The following is an 18,270-nucleotide window of genomic DNA, read 5'->3' on the forward strand; positions in this document are numbered from 1 at the left end:
TTGTTCAGCGCTCTCGCCGGTCGGAAACGTACCAGGACATGTTCTGGCCGTGACCCGGGCTCACCTTCTCTCTGCGAACCGATTGCCGAGTCATTACGTCCTGGGATCGCCGGGCGTGTAAATGGCCGTCGGGTCGATGGGCTCCGCGCCCGGGTGACCCTGCTGGCCCTGCTGGCCCTGCTGGTTCTGGTTCTGCTGATTGGGCTGGTCACGGTAGGCGTTGGGGTCGAACCGCATCGTCGACTCACCCGGGGTCTCCGGGGTCCAGCCGCCCTGACCGGTGTCGTACGAGCCGGCGCCCTGTGGGTGGCCGAACGGGGTGTCGTAGGCCGTGCCCTCACCCGTGTAATTGATCTGCGGCTGGGTGCCGGTCTGGCCGCCGGGCTGGGTGCCGCCCTGCTGGGTGCCGGGCTGGGTGCCCTGCTGGCCGTACTGCGGCTGCTGGCCGGTCTGGTAACCCTGCTGGGGCTGGTAGCCCTGGTAGCCCTGCGACTGGTAATTGTGCGCCTGCTGGTACGCCTGGGCGAGCTGCTGGGCGCGCGGGTCGGCCGGGTTCGGCTCGCCGTAGCCCTCGTCGGGCTGCCGGCCGTACTCCTGGCTCTGGTACGACGGCTGGGCGGGCTGGGCCGCCGGCTGGCCGTAGGAGGCGGAGGCGTAGGAACCGCTCTGTCCCTGGTAGCCCTCGTACGACTGGCCGGTGTCGGGGTACTGCTGGCCCGTGTCCGGATACTGCTGACCGGTGTCCGGGTACTGCTGCCCGCCGAAGGCGCCCTGCGGCGGGTCCGCCGGGTACGACGGCTGCGCGGGCTGGCCGTAGGCGTCCTGGCCATAGGAGGACTGCTGGCCGTAGTTGGAGTACTGGCCGTAGGAGGACTCCTGGGCGCTCTCCGCCGGGGGAAGGGCGGGCAGGCCGGCGGGAGGGGTGTAGCTGGGGGGAGCCGTCGGCTCGGGGTGCTGCGGCTGGACCGGCGACGCGTAGGTGGGGGCCGCGTGCGGCTGGGCCTGCTGAGCGTCCTGCGGGACCTGCTGGTGAGCCGCCTGCTGATGAGGCTGCTGGCCCTGCTGGCCCTGCTGGCCTTGTTGTCCCTGGCCGAACTGCTGGCCGTAGGGCTGCTGGCCGTAGTCGGGCTGCTGCGGCTGGGGCTGGCCGTACTGCTCCTGCGGCGGGGCGTACTCCGTCTGCTGGCCGTAGTCGGGCTGCTGCTGGCCGTACTGCTGTTGCTGGGGGGCGTACTCGGGCTGCTGCTGCTGGCCGTACATGGGCTGCTGCTGCGGCCCGCCGTACGGCGGGACCTGCTGACCGGGCTGACCCGGCTGACCCGGCTGCCCGGGCTGGTTCGGCTGGCCGGGCTGGCCGGGGTAACCGCCGAAGCCCTGCTGCGCGGGGGTGCGCGGGGTGGCGGGGAACGCCTGCGGGAGCAAGTAGAGCAACGCGATCGCGAGCAGCGCCAGGCGCGCACCGCCGGACAGGAACATCTCGACGTTGCTGCGCCCGCTGAGGTCGCCGGAGACGAGCCCGCCGAACAGCGCGATCACGCCGAAGAGTCCCGCGACGCCCAGTGCCACGACCGAGCCAAGGGTGACCGGCCGAGCGGCCTTGGTCGCCTCACCGAACCTGGTGGTCAGCACGACGGCGCCGATCAGCAGGGCGATGTTGACGGGCGACAGCAGGGTGCTCTGGCTGCCCAGCGCGCGCCCGCCGAAGGAACCGCCGAACGTCTCTGAGATCAGCAGGTCTCCCACGCCGAGCAGGATGCTGATGGCCGCCACGGCGAACATGATCCATGCGGCCGGATCACGGAGCCGGCTCGCTTCGATTCTGATCACAACTTGCCCCCATCAAGGTCCATATGGCACAGGGAAGTTTTGCACAAGGTCGACATGCATGTCGGGACTCCCAGCAACCTCATCCAACCCAATAGGCTCTCAAACAGTTACATTTCCCGGAATTTTCGTGATACTTGGGTGGGTTTCGGACAGCCTGGCGGCAGGTGACGGCCCCTCCGCGAAGGGTCCGGCGGACAGTGGGAGACTGGCCGGATGCGCATTGTCTCCCTCGCCGGCGGGATCGGCGGCGCGCGCTTCCTGCGCGGACTCAAGGCCGCGGTCCCCGAGGCGCGGATCACCGTGATCGGCAACACCGGCGACGACATCACTCTCTTCGGCCTGCGGGTATGCCCCGACCTCGACACCGTCATGTACACCCTCGGGGGCGGCATCGACGAGGACCAGGGCTGGGGCCGGGCCAAGGAGTCGCACGTCGTCAAGGAGGAACTGGCCGCCTACGGCATGCAGCCGCAGTGGTTCGGCCTCGGCGACCGCGACTTCGCCACCCACATCGTCCGCACCCAGATGCTCAACGCGGGCTATCCGCTGTCCGCCGTCACCGAGGCGCTGTGCGACCGGTGGCGGCCGGGCGTGCGGCTGCTGCCCATGACCGACGACCGCGCCGAGACCCACGTCGTCATCGAAGACGACGAGGGCAGGCGCGCGATCCACTTCCAGGAATGGTGGGTGCGGCTGCGCGCGTCGGTGCCCGCCCTGGAGATCGCCCTGGTCGGCGCCGCCGAGGCCCGGCCCGCCCCCGGCGTGCTCGACGCCGTCGCCGAGGCCGACCTGGTGATCCTGCCGCCGTCGAACCCGGTGGTCAGCATCGGTACGATCCTGCAGATCCCGGGCATCCGGGAGGCGCTGTCGGAGAAGACCGTCGTCGGCGTCTCCCCCATCATCGGCGGCGCGCCCGTGCGCGGCATGGCCGACGCGTGCCTGACCGCGATCGGCGTGGAGACCAGCGCGCAGGCCGTACTCGAACTGTACGGCGCGGGCCTGATCGACGGCTGGCTGGTCGCCGAGCAGGACGCGGGCGTGCGGCTCGACGGCGTCCGCGTCGAGGCCCGGCCGCTGATCATGCACGACGACGAGGCGTCCGCCGACATCGCCCGCGCGGCCGTCACCATGGCCGAGGAGCTGGCGTGATCACCATTACCGCCCTGCCGGGCATGCCCGAGGTGCGCCCGGGCGACGACATCGCCGAACTCATCGACCGCTGCGCCGACGACCTGCGCGACGGCGACATCGTGGTGATCACCTCGAAGATCGTCAGCAAGGCGGAGGGCCGCGTGCTGGCCACCGCCAACGGCCGCGACGAGGCCATCGCCATGGAAACGGTCAGGGTCGTCGCCAGGCGCGGCGAGACGGTGATCGCGCAGACCCGCCACGGCCTGGTCATGGCCGCCGCGGGCGTCGACGCCTCCAACACCGAGCGCGGCACCGTGCTGCTGCTGCCGGAGGACCCCGACGCCTCCGCCCGCGAGATCCGGGCCGGGCTGCACGCCCGCCGGGGCGCGCGGGTGGGCGTGATCCTGTCCGACACCTTCGGGCGGCCCTGGCGCAACGGCCTGACCGACGTCGCGATCGGCGCGGCCGGGGTCATCGTGACCGACGACCTTCGCGGCAAGTCCGACGCCTACGGCAACCCGCTGGCGATGACCGTCACCGCGCTGGCCGACGAGATCGCCGCCGCGGCCGAGCTGGTCAAGGGCAAGCTCGCGGGCATGCCGGTCGCGGTGGTGCGCGGTCTTTCCCCGCTGGTCACCGAGGGCGACGGCGAGGGGGCGCGGCTGCTGGTCCGCCCGGCCGACGAAGACATGTTCCGCCACGGCTCGCGCGAGGTGGTGTTCGCCCGCCGCACGATCAGGGAGTTCTCCGACGAGCCGGTGGACGGCGAGGCCGTCCGCAGGGCCGTCGCCGCCGGAATCGCCGCCCCCGCCCCGCACCACACCACCCCGTGGCGGTTCGTGCTGGTGGAGAGCGCGGCGGCCCGGCGCGAGCTGGTCGACGCCATGCGCGAGGCGTGGATCGCCGACCTGCGCGCCGACGGCTTCTCCGAGGAGTCGGTCGCCAAGCGCATCCGCCGTGGCAACGTGCTGCGCGACGCGCCCTACCTGGTGGTGCCCTGCCTGGTCATGGACGGCTCGCACACCTACCCCGACGCCCGCCGCAACGCCGCCGAGCGGGAGATGTTCGTGGTGGCGACCGGGGCGGGGGTGGAGAACCTGCTGATCCAGCTCGCCGTCGAGGGGCTGGGGTCCGCGTGGGTCTCCTCGACGATGTTCTGCCGCCCGGTGGTGCGCGAGGTGCTCGACCTCCCGGCGTCCTGGGACCCGATGGGCGCGATCGCGGTCGGCCACGCCGCCGCACCGCCCAGGGAGCGCCCGCCGAGGAACCCGGACGACTTCATCGTCACCCGGTGACACTTCGAGGGGCGGGCGCGTCAGCGCCCGCCCCTCGAAGTTCTACGCGCCGGTCAGCGGTAGGGCGCGGCGCACGCTCTGGCAGACGCCGTCGCTGGCCGCCGCCGCCGCGCGGCGCTCGGCGTCCGGCTCGCCGTAGCCGGTCAGCCGCTGCCGCAGCGGACGCCCGGTCGGGGCCACCATCGCGGCGATCTCGCTGATCGTCTTGTACGAGCCGTTCTCCGACCCGGCCATCCGGCTGATCGTCTCTTCCATCAGCGTGCCGCCCAGGTCGTTGACCCCGCCCTGGAGCACGTCGCGGCACAGGTCGTCGCGGAGCTTGACCCATGAGCACTGGATGTTGCCGATCGCCCCGTGCAGCATGATCCGGGCCAGCGCGTGGACCGCGCGGTTCTCGCGGGCGGTCGGGCCGGGCCTGGCCACCCCCGCCAGGTAGATCGGCGCGCTGTGGTGCACGAACGGCAGCAGCACGAACTCACTGAAGCCGCCGGTCTCCTCCTGCATGGTCCGGATCAACCGGATGTGCCGCACCCAGTGCGCGTGCGTGTCCACATGCCCGTACATCATGGTCGAGGTCGTCGGGATGCCGATCCGGTGCGCGGTGCTGATCACCTCGATCCACTCGCGGGCCGGGAGCTTGCCCTTGGTCAGCACCCACCGCACGTCGTCGTCGAGGATCTCGGCCGCCGTGCCGGGCAGCGAGTCGACCCCGGCCTCGCGGGCCGCGTGCAGCCACTCCTCGATCGACAGGTTCGTGCGACCGGCCCCGTTCACGACCTCCATCGGCGAGAACGCGTGCACATGGACGCCGGGGACGCGCTCCTTGACCGCCCGCGCGATGTCGAAGTACGCCGTGCCCGGCAGGTCGGGGTGGATGCCGCCCTGCATGCACACCTCGGTCGCCCCGGCCAGCCACGCCTCGTGGGCGCGGTCGGCGACCTGGTCCAGGGAGAGGGTGTAGGCGTCGGCGTCGGTGCGGCGCTGGGCGAACGCGCAGAACCGGCAGCCGGTGTAGCAGACGTTGGTGAAGTTGATGTTCCGGTTGACCACGTAGGTCACGTCGTCGCCGACGGCCTCGCGGCGCAGGCCGTCGGCGATCCGGCACAGTTCGTCGAGCCCGGCGTCGTCGGCTCCGGCCCCGGACGGGTCGCCGGCCAAGCCGAGCAGGGTCAGCGCGTCCTGTTCGCTCAGCCCGGCGGGGTCGGACTCGGCGTGGGCGAGCGCCTGCCGTACGTCGCCGCGGACCGCGCCCCCGCTCGTGCCCTTGCCGGTCACGGCGGCGGCCCGCTCGCGCAGCGCGTCCCAGTCGCCGTAGACGTGGTCGAAGTCGTCGCGGCGGTCGGCCGAGCGCCCCTCGGTGTCCACCTCCACGTGCAGGTCGGTACGGCCGGACGCGGCGTACCCGCCGTCCGGCTCCTGCCACGGACGGCCGGTCAGGACGGCGTCCTCCCTGGCCAGCCCGGTCTCCGGGTCCGCCAGCGCGGACACGTGCCCGAACAGACGCGGGTCGAGCCACGGCTCACCGGCCCGGACGTACTCCGGGTAGATCGTCAGGCGTTCGCGCAGCTCGAACCCCGCCTCGGCGGTGCGCTCGGCCAGCGCCTCGATCTGCGGCCACGGACGCTCGGGGTTGACGTGGTCGGGCGTGAGCGGCGAGACCCCGCCCCAGTCGTCGATGCCCGCCCGGATCATCAGCGCGTACTCGGAGTCGACCAGGTTCGGCGGGGCCTGCACCCGCATCCCCGGCCCGAGCACCAGCCGCGTCACCGCGATCGTGGCGGCCAGCTCCTCAAGGTCGGCGTCCGGCATCCCGCGCATCGCCGTGTCCGGCTTGGCGCGGAAGTTCTGCACGATGACCTCCTGGACGCCGCCGTACTCGCGGGCCACCCGGCGGATCGCGAAGATCGACTCGGCGCGGTCGGCGATCGTCTCGCCGATGCCGATCAGGATGCCCGTGGTGAACGGCACGCTGGTGCGCCCGGCGTCCTCAAGGACGCGCAGCCGTACGGCGGGGTCCTTGTCCGGCGAGCCATAGTGCGGCTGCCCCTTCTCCTCGAACAGGCGGCGCGAGGTGGTCTCCAGCATCATGCCCATGGACGGCGCGACCGGCTTGAGCCGCTGGAGGTCCTGCCAGGTCATGACGCCCGGGTTGAGGTGCGGCAGCAGTCCGGTCTCCTCCAGCACCCGGATCGCCATCGCCCGCACGTAGGAGAGCGTGTCGTCGTAGCCGTGCGCGTCGAGCCATTCGCGCGCCTGGTGCCAGCGGTCCTCCGGCCGGTCGCCGAGGGTGAACAGGGCCTCCTTGCAGCCCATCGCCGCGCCCTGGCGGGCGATCTCCATGACCTCGTCCGGGCTGAGGAACGGGCTGGGCAGCTTGTTCGGCGCGGTGGCGAAGGTGCAGTAACCGCAGCGGTCCCGGCACAGCCGGGTCAGCGGGATGAACACCTTGCGGCTGTAGGTGATGACGCCGGGGCGGCCCGCGCGGGCCAGGCCCGCGTCACGCACCCTGGCCGCGTGGTCGAGCAGGGCGCCGAGGTGCTCGCCCCTGGCCTGGAGCAGCACCGCGGCCTCGGTGGCGTTGAGGGTCTTGCCGTCACGGGCCCGGGCGAGGGCACGACGCATCGCGGAGTCTGCGGGCACGGGGTCAGTCATACCCGGCACACTACGACCCGGCCTCTCGTGAGTTTCGGCAGCCCCGTCCCTAACAGCGCGGGAGGCCCGCCGTCCTCGGACGAAGACCTCAGAGGGAGCGGTAGTCCCGCGCGGCCATCCGGGGGCCGCGCGGCGGCGGGCGCAGCCCGCTCAGCTCCACCAGCCTGGCCACCCGGTGCCGGTGCCCCCGGTACGGCGCGAGCAGCTCCAGCATCCCGGCGTCGTCGGTCTTCTCGCCGGTCAGCGCCCAGCCGACCAGCGACGGCAGGTGGTAGTCGCCGACCGAAACGGCGTCCGGGTCGCCGTACGCGCGCTGGCGGATCTCGGCGGAGGTCCACACGCCGATGCCGGGCAGCGCCCGCAGCAGCCGGTCGGCCTGCCCGCTCTCGGCGGCGGCCTCCAGCTTCCCGGCGTGGCGGGCGGCGTTCACGATGGTCCTGGCGCGGACGGCCTCCGCGCCCGCGCGGTGCCAGTCCCAGCTCGGGACGGCCCGCCACACCTCGGGCGGCGGGAAGACGCGCATCTCCTCCGGGGTGGGGCCGGGGGCGGGCTCGCCGTACCGGCGCAGCAGCCACCGCCACGCACGGAACGCCTCCCTGCCCACGACCTTCTGTTCCAGCACGGCGGGCACCAGCGCCTCGAACACACGCCCCGAACGGCCGATCCGGAAGCCGGGGAAGCGCCGCGCGGTGTCCCTGATCACCCCGGCGGCGGCGGCGAAGCCGGAGGCGTCGTCGTCGGCCCCCAGCATGGCGGGCAGCGCGTCGAGCGCCCAGTCGGCTCCGCTCCCCCAGGCGACGCCGACCACGGCCCCTTCCGCGGCCCGCACCGACACGCGGAGCGTGGCCGGGCCGTCAGGGGTGCGGGTGGTCCGCCAGACGGCGGCGCCGCCCTCGCGACGCCAGGCGGGATCGCCGCTCCCGCGCCGGTGCACGGCCAGCGCGAGCCCGACGTCCAGGGGCCCCTCCGGCCGCCACACCCGCTGTCTCACCCCATCAGTCTGCCGCAACCGCGTGGTCAGGCGTTTTCCACGAATGAGTACAGGGCTACTCAAGCCGGATTACCAACAGTCAATGACCCTGAACGGAGGAACTCCCACCCAAAAGGAACACCATGATCAGACGCACCTTGGGAGCGTTCGCGCTGCTCCTGAGCATCCCGGTGCTGAGCACAGGCACCGGCGCCGCCGCCCACTCGGCGGCCACCCGCCCGTTCTCCGTCACCATCACCCACGTCGAGTGCGTCGACAGTTGCGACGCCGAGGGCCTTGAGGCCGCCCTCGAAGGCCACGCGGACTTCTACGCCAAGGTGTTCATCAACGGCGTCAAACAGCCGCCCGGCAGCGACGAGGACGACCCGTCCACCCCGATCCACGACAACAGCGGGTCCATCGATCCGAACTGGACCGTCGCCACCCAGATCCCCGACACCGTGGTGAACGTGCCGGTGACGATCCAGATCTGGGACTACGACTCGACCTCCGGCGACGACCTCGGCGACGTCAGCCCGCGCAACGGCGACAACAACCTGGACTTCCGGGTCAGTTACTCCGACGGCAGGTGGATCGACCACACCGGCAACGAGGACAACGTCAACTGGCCGCAGAACTGCTCGACCGGCGACGGCGGGGACGACGACGAGCCACGCGTGAAGGTCTGCTTCGAGATCGGCACCGACCAGACCACCGGCGACAGCGACGGCGACTCGCTGCTCGACGGCTGGGAGCTGAACGGCATCAATGTGGACGGCGACAACGACATCGACGTCGACCTGCCGGGAATGGGCGCGCAGACCGGCCGCAAGGACCTGTTCCTGGAGATCGACTGCCTGTTCGGCACCAACCACACGCACTGCCCGTTACAAGGGGCGGTGCAGGACGTCGTCCAGGCGTTCGCCAACGCGCCCGTGTCCAATCCGGACGGATCGACGGGCATCCAGTTGCACGTGGACGTCGGGAACCTCTACGGCCACGCGCTCAACGCCGCGACGAACGTGCCGCGCACGGCCCCCGGAGTCGGCGGGATGCGCGGCAACTTCGGCAACTTCGGCGGCGGTGGCGACCAGATCAACGAGGCCGGGAACCTGGTCGTCGACTGGGACGGCGCGACCGGCCGCGCGGGCACGAACTTCTTCACGCTGAAGAATTTCAACGCCGACCGGGAGCGCTTCTTCCGCTACAACCTGTGGGCGCACCAGAACAACCTGCGCGCCGCGGCCAACGACTGCACCTCCGGCTGGGAGCGCGGCACCCCCGCGGTGAACTTCATGGTCACCCTGGGCGGCACCAACGCCTCCGGCAACGCCTGCTGGGGCACCAACGCCAACGGCCTGTCCGTCGGCAGCCGGGCCGAGCAGGCGGGCACGCTGATGCACGAGTTCGGCCACACGCTCGGGCTCGCGCACGGCGGCGGCGACGGCGTCAACAACAAGCCCAACTACCTGAGCGTGATGAACTACACCTTCCAGCAGTGCGGTGTGACCGCGGCTCCCCCGGCACTGCCGGGCGGCTGTGACTACTCACGGCACAACCTGCCCTCGCTCAACGAGATGCTGCCCCCGGGCATGGACGAGTGCGTGGGCATCGGCGGCGGCCTCGGCCTGGGCGGCGTCGACTGGGACGGCGTCGGCGGCCTCACCGGGACGACCTGCCCGCCACCTCCCGGCAACAACGTCTCCGCCAACGTCAACGGCGACTTCAACGACACCAACGGCAACGGGAGCCAGGATCCCGGCGAAACGGCCATCCTCACCACCCTCAACGGATCCGAGGACTGGAACAGGATCTTCTACGACTTCCGCAGCCTGCCCAACTACCAGACCGGCGGCACGCCGGGCACCGACGAGCCCGACCCCGCGTCGGTCGCGCGGGCCCGCGCCGAGTTCCGCGAGCTGGTCAGGCCCGCGCTGACGGTGGACGTCACCGGCCCCGCCGACGCCACGCCCGGCGGATCCGTCGACTACTCCGCCAAGGTCACCAACACCGGGCGCGGCCCAGCGCTGTCCGCGGAGATGACCGTGACCCCGCCCGGCGGCACGGCCACGGACCACGATCTGGGTACCTTCAAGGCCACCCAGGTCGCGACACGCCCCGTCCACGTCGCGGTGGCCTGTGACACGGCGGACGGCACCGTCCTGACGGCCAAGGCGTCGGCCAAGGGCGAGGACATGCTCGGCGGCGAGGTGTCCGGATCCGACACGGCGAGCACAACCGTGCGCGCCCCCGTCGTGACCCTGCACAAGACCGCCACCGCGACGGTCAACGCGGGCGAGGCCATCACCTACCGGATCGCCTACCAGAACACCGGCGGTGGCGCGGCCGGCGACGTCAAGATCACCGACGTGCTGCCCGCCGGGGTGTACTACAGCACGCCGCTCGACACCGGCGCGGGACCGAAGCCCGCCAGTGTGGTCCTCAACCCGGACGGCACCCGCACCTTCACCTGGAACGTCGGCGACCTGGCCGCGAACTCCGGCGAGAAGGTCATCGAATACAAGGCCCGGCCGACGCTGCTGGCGCTGCCCGGCGACACGTTCGCCAACTCCGCCAAGCTCACCTTCACCAACGCTGCCGGATGCGTCTACGCCCCCGTGACGGACGCGGCGGAGACCACCATCACCGCCGTCACCCCGAGCAGGCTGCCGATGGTCCCGGCGATCTGGCTGCTCCGCAACGACCTGCGCACCCCGGAGATCCTGGCCAGGGTGCAGGCCACCGACACCCGCTACGACGGCGCCGACGGCACCGCGCCCAACGGCGAACTGTCGCTCCAGGAGTCGTCCTCGGTGCTGCTGCCACCGGTCGTGCAGCCGCGCGGGCTGCGCGCCGAGCTCCAGGCCACGTTGCTCAACACGGCCAGCCGGCGGATCAACGCCGGTACCAGGCTGAGCACGGTCACCACCCGGCTGCTGAACCTGGACACGGTCGGCGACGCCGTCCGTTACGCCCAGACGACGCTGGCGCAGCCGCCCAACCTGTCCAACCTGCTCCGCTACACCAACGCCAACCTCGTCCTCACCGAGATCAACACCGGAATAGCCGAACGCTACTGACCGGCCCAGGGCGGCGCGGCCCACGCCGCGCCGCCCTCACCGCTCACCGTGATCACCGGACCGTCACGGGACGGCCGTGCTCCAGGTAGACGGTCTCGCCGCGCGCCTTGGCGACCAGTGCCGCGCGGATCCGGACGGCCAGCCGATCGACGGTCAGCGCGTCCAGCTCGTCGGCGGCGTGGTAGGCGCAGGCGCGCAGCTCGCCGTCCGCGAACACGATCCGCGCGAACGTGGCCTCGTCGAGGACGCCGCCGTCGAACACGAACAGCACCCGCTGGCCGAGCACCGGGGCGGGCGACCAGTCGGCGACCAGCAGCCGTCCGATCGGCGGGCGGATGGCCAGTTCCTCCTCCACCTCGCGCACGCACGCCTCATAAGGGGTCTCCCCCTCCTCCACGAACCCGCCGGGGATGTCCAGGTGCTCCTTGTAGACGGGATCGACCAGCAGCACCCGATCGTCGCGGTCGAAGAACAACGCCCCCGCCGCCGCCCACGCCCTGACCCGCCCACCGTGATCGTCCATGCGGCGATTATGGCGACCGGCGCCGCCCGCCACGCCGCTTCCGCCGGGGCCGGTGGCTAGCGTGTCCGCAGCGACAGCACGTTGCCCCGCTGCTCGCCGAAGGGCAGCCCCATGGACAGGTAGCCGTTGCCGGGCTCGCCGACGTGCTCCAGGTAGCCGCCCGGCTCAGTCACCGCGTTCTCCCCGATGACGAGCGCGCCGGGGACGAGCCGAGGCTCCAGCGGGTCGAGGACCGGGCGGTAGAGGCTGAGCGCGCGTCTCTTGACCGGACACGGCCGAGCCTAGGCTGGCCGTCATGCGGCATGTGGCCAACAATGACCCCGAACCGGCCAAGCGCGAACGGCACACCGAGACGACGGCGCCGATGCTGGTCGTCGCCCGCTCCGGCGTCGACCGGGGCGTCGCCATGGAGCGGCACGAGCACCCGCACCACCTGCTCGCCTGGTCGCAGAGCGCGGCCGTCGCGCTGCGCACCGGCACCGGCGACTGGCTCGTCCCGCCGACCCACGGCCTCTGGGTGCCCGTGGGCGTTCCGCACGCCGTCGAGGTGCTGCGCCCCGGGCACATCGGCCTCGTGCTGTTCGACTCCGTCGGCTGCCCCATCACCTGGACCGAGCCCACCGGCGTCCTGATCACGCCGCTGATCCGCGAACTCATGCTCTACCTCGACGAGCACCCCCACCTCGACGGCGTGCGCGCCGACGCCGAGACCCTGCTGCTCGGCCTGCTCGAACCGGCCCCCAGCACCACCTTCCACGTCCCCATCCCCGAAGACCCCCGGATCCGGCGGATCGCCGACGCCCTCCTCAAGGACCCCGCCGCCGGATGTGACCTCGCGGCGTGGGCGAGAGCCGTCAACGCCGGGGTCCGCACGATCACCCGCCTGTTCACCGACGAGACCGGGATGACGTTCGCCCAGTGGCGCACCCACGTCCGGGTCCGGGCGGCCCTCACCCACCTCACGCGCGGAGCCTCCGTCCGCACCGCGGCCAGGGCCGTCGGCTACCGCAAACCCGGCGCGTTCTCCACGGCCTTCCACCGCATCACCGGCCAGCACCCCGCCATCTACTCGCCGTCCGCGCCGTATGCCGTCCATGCCGGGAACTCGGTAGCGCCCTCCGGGAGACAACGGGGTGACGACCGACACCACGAAGGAGGGCCGTTGACCATCGAGACGGCCGAACTCGACGACGCCGAGCTGATCCGGCGGTCCGCGGGCGACCCCGAGCAGTTCGCCGCACTGTTCGACCGGTACGCCCGGCACATCCATCGCTACGCCGCGCGCCGGATCGGCGCCCAGGCCGCCGACGACATCGTGGCCGAGACCTTCCTGACCGCGTTCCGGCGGCGGAGCAGTTACGACACAGCATTCCCGATGGCCCGCCCCTGGCTGTACGGCATCGCCACCACGCTCGTGGCCCGGCACCGCCGCCAGGAGGAGCGGATGCTGCGGGCGCTCAGCCGTACCGGCCACGACCCGCTGCCAGAACCGGAGGCCGACGCCGTGCTCAGCCGGGTCGCCGCGCTGGACAAGGAACGGGAACTGGCGGCGGCGCTGGCCGGGATGGCCCGGGGCGACCGCGACGTGCTGCTGCTGGTCGCGTGGGAGGACTTCAGCTACGAGGAGGTCGCGCGGGCGCTCGGGATCCCACTGGGGACCGTGCGGTCGCGCCTGCACCGCGCCAGAAGGAAGGCGCGGGCCGTACTAGGGGACGACGAGGAGCTGGGATGAGCACGATCAGGGAATTCCGGAGCGACCTTCCGCCGATGACCGAACAGGCCGAGGACGCCGCCCGCGCCCGCCTGCTGGCCGAGATCCACGCGGGCGTCGCCCCCCGGCCACGGCGGCCGAGGGTCTCCCTCGGCTGGCGGCTCGCCCTGGCGGCCACGCTCGCCGTCGCGATCGGCACGGGCGTGATCGTCGCCGACCAGCGTCCGCGCGTGGTCCCCGTCGCCGACGTCCGCGAACTCGGCGAACGCGCCGCCCAGGCCGCCTACGACGACCGGGGCATGACGCCCAACCCAAGCCAGTGGCTCTACATCAAGCACAACCAGGCCCCCGGCGCGGGCGACGGCGGCTTCGGCGTGGACCTCTCCAAGCGCACCGTCTTCGAGGAGTGGACCAGCGTGGACGGCGAGCAGGTCGCCTGGGAGACCACGCCCGGCGGCAAGCTGCTGATCCAGGGCAACCACCCCGGCCTCAGCGCCGCCGACCTGGCCCGCGAGCCGGTCACCCCCGAGGGGGTGCTCGCGAAGATCCGCGCCAAGCTGACGGAATGGGGGTCGAAGCGGGTCGGCGAGGAGCCCCCGCCGTCCATGGACGCGCAGCTCTTCCAGGCCATCTACCAGCTCATGGGCACCCAGGCCCTCCCCCCGGAGGTCCGCGCCGCCCTCTTTCGCGGCCTGGCCACCATCCCCGGCGTCACCTACCTCCAGGACGTCACCGACGCCGACGGCCGCAAGGGCATCGCCTTCAGCCACACCGACGACTGGACCCGCTACGACCTCATCCTCGACCCGGTGGACTTCCGCTTCCTCGGCACCTACGGCGTGACCGTCAAGGACAAGACCATGACCTACACCGACACCCCCTCCATCTTCGTCAAGGCGGGCACCCCCCTCACCCTGACGGCCCGAGTAGAAGCCAAACTCGTCAACGCCGCCGGCGACCGCTAACCCCCGCCCCGGCGAGAGCCCCCTCGGGAGGGGGCTCTCGCCCACAACAGCACTCCCGCCGCACCCCAATGCCCTCGCTCCGCTCAGACGTTCTTCCTAGGGTCGAGCTCCGCCCGGACGCTCGCGCCACCAGCCGAACACTTGGACGCCGTAGCCGGGAAACGCACACCGGGCAGGAGCCCTGGAGCCGCTCGCGGGTGCCTGGCCACTGGGCTGCCCGCCACCGGATTGGCATCGTCGTGGGTTTCCGGCGACCGTCCACGCCGCGGTGGGCGTGCTGTTCGATCAGGTCCAAGCGGTCCCAGCGTGCAGCAGGTGGTCTACGACATCGGCCACCGCTCCCGATCGCCGCCTACGAAGGCGGCCTGGTCGGACCCGACCGCGGCCATGACTGAGTCAGCAGCCGAGAACCTCGGCCGCTCCCCGGTCGCTGACCAAGGTCCTCACCAGGGAGAATGCGGAGTAAGATCTCCCACCCGAACGAGCCGAAGCGCTGGATCATTGCCTTGTACTTCGGCATGTTCAATACCGCCAGGTGCGACAAGTGGGTGTCCGGGAGCCAGCACACCGGCTTCTACCCGCGCAAGTTCGCCTGGACAAATGGTCCACCACTGGACGGTCGCAGGTCGGGCCTCCCCGACGACCCGGCACTGACCGACTACTGGACCAGCGGCGCCGCCGCGGCAGACGCCGATGAATATCGCCACCCGGCGGCTTCTACGTCGGCGGGGCGGCCGATGCCTGCTTTGCCGGAGCCTGCCGGATGCACGCCGACCACGAGCCACAGAACCCGACCAAGTGGCAGCAGTGGCTCACGGCCACGCGCACAGCGATCCGCAAACAGGCAATCGCCAGCGCTGTGGGGCTCGAAGGCCGGACGAACACGCCTCATACACGCCTACTGCCGCCGACTCAGCGACGGCAAATCCAGCAACTCCACACGTCCTCGGGCCTTCAGGGCTTGCTTGAGCCGGTTGCCTGGAAAGCGCACGGCCGGTTCTGAGCCATCCAACGAGTCCGGATTCGCCACGCTTTGGCACTTCGCGCGCACGGGACCGACCACCGCAACCATGACTGGCAGAACGCCGCCATCGCCGCCTACATCTGCTGGCACAACCAGCAGGCCAGCCCGAAGGTCAGCTTCGCGGCCCCGGACCTGGTCTCGACCTCTACATCGCCACCACCGGCTCCTGATCGGCTACGCACGAGCAGCCTTGGCCCCTCAACCCCTGAGGGGCTCGCGGCGGGGACCACTTAGCGGGTCAGTCTCAGCAGGTAGCTGATGTCTCGGTCGAAGGTGACCTCGCGCAGGATCGTGGTCGGTCGCCCGTCTTGCACGCGCCAGATGAACGTGTAGAGCACCAGCTCGCCGTCCTTGACTCGCCGCATCACGATCGCGGCCTGGTCGCCGAGGTCTGTGGTGGCCGGGAAGGTCACGTCGTCGACGGACTCACCGATCCGCTGTCCCTGCTCGCGCAGCGCCCGGAAGGGGCCATGAACTGGTCTTTGGTCAGGGTGATCGTTTGTCCTGCCTGGTCGACCCGTACGTACTCGAATTCGGGGTCGTAGATCCGGTCCAGCGCGTCGATGTCCATGGCCAGTCCGGCCTTGAGGTAGGTCCACATGCTGTCCACGAGTGTCTGATTCATGACATCACCTCTCTATAACGGCGTTACATCACGATTCAATGTAACATAGTTATAGGCTGGTCGTCATGGACGCGGAGACGATCGTCAGCGAGGGCCTGGCGCTGCTGAAGCGGGAAGGGCTGGCCGGGGTGACCTTCCGCAAGCTCACCGCTGGCTTGCAGGTCAAGGCCCCGGCCATCTACTGGCGGTTTCAGGACAAGCGGGAGTTGCTCGACGCCATGGCCGAGGCGATGCTGCAGGAGGAGTTCGGCGAGCTGGAGCCGATGCCGCCCGGCCAGGCCTGGCAGCCGTGGCTGAGCGAGGTACTGCACCGCCTGCGCCGGGCGATGCTCGCCTACCCCGACGGCGCCCGGATCGTGGCCGGCGCCCGGCCGCCGAACACACCCACGCTCGCGCGCATCCCCGAATACGGGCTGCGCGCGCTGGAAGACAGCGGGCTGTCCCTGCCAGCCGCGGCCACCGTCGTCTACACCGCCGTCCACTACGTCTTCGGCCACGTCATCGAGGAGCAGGACTCAGCCGAGGCCCAACCCACCGAGGAGTTCGCGCTGGCCTACCCGACGGTGGCCCGGGTGATGCACGAGGGCCGCCGCGTCGGCCTGACCTCCGACGACGTCTTCGACGCAGGCCTGTCCCTCATCATCGGGAGCCGCTGATCAAGCGGAGATCTTCTCCATCGTGCAACGAAAGTCGTCTCACCCAACGACTTCACCGGCCTTGACCAGGCGGAAAACCGACTCATCGCCCTCGAGCGGCGTTGCAACGAGACCGCACGGCCCTTCCGATGGAAGTTAGCCCCGGCAGACCTCGAGGACCTGCCGACTCTAGCCTGGCCGGCTCGGCCGTGCCCGAGCGCACTCCCAAGGCCATCCGGGCCGCCCTGGTGGGTGCCTGACTCACAAGGTGTTAAGGGCCTGCACATCGCGGGTAGCCACGCTACGGTGAGTGGAGACGGGTGACCACACTACGGTGAATGGGGCCGACCGACCCGGAGCCGGTCGGCACTCGACCATAGAAGGGGGCCGAGGTGAGCGCACAACCACACGGGCCAGGTCCGGCAGCCGTGCCCGAGCGCACCCCCAAGGCCATCCGGGCCGCCCTTGCGCCCGAGGAACTCGATGCGTTCGACCGTGGATACCGCGCTGTGATGGCTCAAGCCACCGAAGAGCTTGATCTCGCTCCCGCTATCGCCTTCGTCGACCAATGGTGGCCTCTTGCCGTTCAGCGAGCGATCGGCGACCACGACCGTCTGATGGAGGACGCGGCCCGGATCCAGGAGCGGGCGGCCCGCGGTGAGCCCCTGGGCACCGTCCCGCTGGATGAGGAATTCGCCACTCGCCTGCGTGCTCGGATCGATACCCTCGGCTAGGTGTATCGGGTCGACGCGCATCCAACCGCCTCTGAGCAGATCGACGCTCTCCCTACCCACGCGCTTGTCCCCCTCATGGAACTCTGGACGGCGCTGGGGGTCGCGCCATGGGGTTTCCCGCCGTACAACCAGGCGAAGCAGGACGGACCGATGCGCATGACGATCTTCGGAGACCACAAGCAAGGCTACGCTGTCTTCCTCATTCTCGAAGAGCAGCGTCGTGTCGAGATCCTCAGACTCGTGTGGGTGGACTGACCGGCTACCAGCCCACGCCTAGCACCGCCTTGCCTGCTATCTGGCGGGTGAGGAGAGTTTGGGCGGCGGGTTCGATTTCTTGCCAGGGGCGGCGGTGGGTGACTTCCGGGGAGAGGCGGCCTTCGGCGACGAAGATGAGGAGAGTGGCGAGGTCGGGGCCGGGGGCGTGGGCGTGGGCGTCGCCGAAGGTGCTGATCGTTTTGGGCGGCTGAGGGAGAACAATGAATACGGCTCGAAGACGGCGGCCTCTTCGGAGGCCGAGCCGATGGTCCGGATGACGCCGCCCTCCGCCAGCAGTGCCCAGGCCGCCGCCAGCTGCGGGCCGCCGACTTTGTCGAGGATGAGGTCGATGGGCCGGTCGATGCCGGTCAAGCCGACCACCACCTGGCTCGCACCCAACTCGGCGAGGCCCTGCGCGCGGGCGGGTGAGCCGACGGAGGCAATGACGTGGGCGCCGCCGAGGGCGGCGAGTTGGACGGCGTAGCGGCCGACGCCTCCGGCCGCGCCGGTGATCAGGACGCGGCGGCCGAGGATATCGCGGGAGCGGACGGTGCGCAGTGCGGTGACACCTGCCATTGGCAGGGCGGCGGCGTCGGCGAGGTCGACCCCGGTGGGGACCTCGGCCACCGCGTCGGTGGGCACGGCCATCCGCCGGGCCCAGGCGCCGGATCGTGACGTAAGGCCGGGCGGCGTCGGCGCACGTCCGCGCGGAGCGGGTGCGGATGGGCGACTCGGGGTGATCATGATGTCGCTGCCGTGCCGTCCAGCGGATTCACCGCGTTCGGTCGCTTCTTCCCGGATACGGGTCCAGGCGACCAAGCCGGTGGCGGCAGCGTCGGGCGA

16 protein-coding genes and 1 pseudogene are annotated in these 18,270 nt (G+C 71.1%); 10 read left to right on the forward strand and 7 right to left on the reverse strand.

Annotated elements, in window-relative coordinates:
* Window positions 1-93: 93 nt before the first annotated feature.
* Complete coding sequence (locus tag P3X83_RS00815; protein ID WP_277303270.1) at window positions 94-1,827, reverse strand: hypothetical protein; 1,734 nt, start codon at window positions 1,825-1,827, stop codon at window positions 94-96.
* Window positions 1,828-2,040: 213 nt separating this feature from the next.
* On the opposite strand from P3X83_RS00815, the gene cofD reads away from it, so the two are divergent.
* The gene (cofD, locus tag P3X83_RS00820) at window positions 2,041-2,976 is read left to right on the forward strand and encodes a 2-phospho-L-lactate transferase (RefSeq protein WP_277303271.1); all 936 of its coding nucleotides are present in this window, start codon (window positions 2,041-2,043) and stop codon (window positions 2,974-2,976) included.
* Entirely contained in the window at window positions 2,973-4,253 is a 1,281-nt protein-coding gene (locus P3X83_RS00825) for a coenzyme F420-0:L-glutamate ligase (RefSeq protein ID WP_277303272.1), read from the forward strand. Before cofD ends, P3X83_RS00825 begins: the two co-directional genes overlap by 4 nt.
* 42 nt (window positions 4,254-4,295) lie before the next feature.
* On the opposite strand, the gene P3X83_RS00830 is transcribed toward P3X83_RS00825, so the two are convergent.
* Window positions 4,296-6,905, reverse strand: a complete 2,610-nt coding sequence (locus P3X83_RS00830; RefSeq protein ID WP_277303273.1) for a bifunctional FO biosynthesis protein CofGH — start codon at window positions 6,903-6,905, stop codon at window positions 4,296-4,298.
* An 88-nt stretch (window positions 6,906-6,993) separates the two neighbouring features.
* Entirely contained in the window at window positions 6,994-7,896 is a 903-nt protein-coding gene (locus tag P3X83_RS00835) for a DNA-3-methyladenine glycosylase 2 family protein (protein ID WP_277303274.1), read from the reverse strand.
* A 122-nt stretch (window positions 7,897-8,018) separates the two neighbouring features.
* Here P3X83_RS00835 and P3X83_RS00840 point away from each other — a divergent pair, with 122 nt between their 5' ends.
* The gene (locus P3X83_RS00840) at window positions 8,019-10,955 is read left to right on the forward strand and encodes a hypothetical protein (RefSeq protein ID WP_277303275.1); all 2,937 of its coding nucleotides are present in this window, start codon (window positions 8,019-8,021) and stop codon (window positions 10,953-10,955) included.
* 52 nt (window positions 10,956-11,007) lie between these two features.
* On the opposite strand, the gene P3X83_RS00845 is transcribed toward P3X83_RS00840, so the two are convergent.
* Window positions 11,008-11,478: an NUDIX hydrolase gene (locus P3X83_RS00845; protein WP_277303276.1), complete on the reverse strand. Its 471-nt coding sequence runs from the start codon at window positions 11,476-11,478 to the stop codon at window positions 11,008-11,010.
* A 655-nt stretch (window positions 11,479-12,133) separates the two neighbouring features.
* Between P3X83_RS00845 and P3X83_RS00850 the strand changes: the two are divergent.
* The 4 genes and pseudogenes from P3X83_RS00850 to P3X83_RS43245 all read left to right on the forward strand — a co-directional run.
* Window positions 12,134-12,535 (forward strand): annotated as a pseudogene (locus tag P3X83_RS00850) (AraC family transcriptional regulator); the annotation flags it as partial.
* A gap of 105 nt (window positions 12,536-12,640) precedes the next feature.
* Window positions 12,641-13,210 (forward strand): RNA polymerase sigma factor, encoded by a 570-nt coding sequence (locus P3X83_RS00855; RefSeq protein ID WP_277303492.1) that lies wholly within the window; start codon window positions 12,641-12,643, stop codon window positions 13,208-13,210.
* Window positions 13,207-14,154, forward strand: coding sequence for a CU044_5270 family protein (locus P3X83_RS00860; RefSeq protein WP_277303277.1), 948 nt, complete (start codon window positions 13,207-13,209; stop codon window positions 14,152-14,154). The genes P3X83_RS00855 and P3X83_RS00860 overlap by 4 nt, the downstream gene beginning before the upstream one ends.
* A gap of 1,033 nt (window positions 14,155-15,187) precedes the next feature.
* Window positions 15,188-15,412, forward strand: a complete 225-nt coding sequence (locus P3X83_RS43245; RefSeq protein ID WP_346742674.1) for a hypothetical protein — start codon at window positions 15,188-15,190, stop codon at window positions 15,410-15,412.
* Here P3X83_RS43245 and P3X83_RS00865 read toward each other — a convergent pair.
* A complete protein-coding gene (locus tag P3X83_RS00865) occupies window positions 15,409-15,591 on the reverse strand; it encodes a hypothetical protein (protein WP_277303278.1) in 183 nt (60 codons plus the stop codon). The genes P3X83_RS43245 and P3X83_RS00865 overlap by 4 nt on opposite strands.
* The gene (locus tag P3X83_RS00870; protein ID WP_277303279.1) at window positions 15,588-15,803 is read right to left on the reverse strand and encodes a hypothetical protein; all 216 of its coding nucleotides are present in this window, start codon (window positions 15,801-15,803) and stop codon (window positions 15,588-15,590) included. The genes P3X83_RS00865 and P3X83_RS00870 overlap by 4 nt, the downstream gene beginning before the upstream one ends.
* 65 nt (window positions 15,804-15,868) lie before the next feature.
* Here P3X83_RS00870 and P3X83_RS00875 point away from each other — a divergent pair, with 65 nt between their 5' ends.
* From P3X83_RS00875 to P3X83_RS00885, 3 genes are all read left to right on the forward strand, one after another.
* On the forward strand, window positions 15,869-16,459 hold the full coding sequence (locus P3X83_RS00875; protein ID WP_277303280.1) for a TetR/AcrR family transcriptional regulator C-terminal domain-containing protein: 591 nt from the start codon (window positions 15,869-15,871) through the stop codon (window positions 16,457-16,459).
* A 407-nt stretch (window positions 16,460-16,866) separates the two neighbouring features.
* The gene (locus P3X83_RS00880; protein WP_277303281.1) at window positions 16,867-17,172 is read left to right on the forward strand and encodes a DUF6247 family protein; all 306 of its coding nucleotides are present in this window, start codon (window positions 16,867-16,869) and stop codon (window positions 17,170-17,172) included.
* Entirely contained in the window at window positions 17,173-17,427 is a 255-nt protein-coding gene (locus P3X83_RS00885) for a hypothetical protein (RefSeq protein WP_277303282.1), read from the forward strand.
* Window positions 17,428-17,463: 36 nt separating this feature from the next.
* Here the strand turns inward: P3X83_RS00885 and P3X83_RS00890 are convergent, their stop codons facing one another.
* Window positions 17,464-18,075, reverse strand: a complete 612-nt coding sequence (locus P3X83_RS00890; RefSeq protein WP_277303283.1) for a zinc-binding dehydrogenase — start codon at window positions 18,073-18,075, stop codon at window positions 17,464-17,466.
* Window positions 18,076-18,270: the final 195 nt, after the last annotated feature.

The organism is Spongiactinospora sp. TRM90649, from assembly GCF_029382225.1.
Lineage (GTDB): Bacteria > Actinomycetota > Actinomycetes > Streptosporangiales > Streptosporangiaceae > Spongiactinospora.

Excerpts from the sequence above, each read along its gene's own strand:
- cofD (WP_277303271.1), top strand. The coding sequence starts at position 2,041 with ATGCGCATTGTCTCCCTCGCCGGCGGGATCGGCGGCGCGCGCTTCCTG.
- P3X83_RS00830 (WP_277303273.1), bottom strand. The coding sequence starts at position 6,905 with ATGACTGACCCCGTGCCCGCAGACTCCGCGATGCGTCGTGCCCTCGCC.
- P3X83_RS00840 (WP_277303275.1), top strand. The coding sequence starts at position 8,019 with ATGATCAGACGCACCTTGGGAGCGTTCGCGCTGCTCCTGAGCATCCCG.
- P3X83_RS00845 (WP_277303276.1), bottom strand. The coding sequence starts at position 11,478 with ATGGACGATCACGGTGGGCGGGTCAGGGCGTGGGCGGCGGCGGGGGCG.
- P3X83_RS00860 (WP_277303277.1), top strand. The coding sequence starts at position 13,207 with ATGAGCACGATCAGGGAATTCCGGAGCGACCTTCCGCCGATGACCGAA.
- P3X83_RS00870 (WP_277303279.1), bottom strand. The coding sequence starts at position 15,803 with ATGAATCAGACACTCGTGGACAGCATGTGGACCTACCTCAAGGCCGGA.
- P3X83_RS00875 (WP_277303280.1), top strand. The coding sequence starts at position 15,869 with ATGGACGCGGAGACGATCGTCAGCGAGGGCCTGGCGCTGCTGAAGCGG.
- P3X83_RS00890 (WP_277303283.1), bottom strand. The coding sequence starts at position 18,075 with ATGGCCGTGCCCACCGACGCGGTGGCCGAGGTCCCCACCGGGGTCGAC.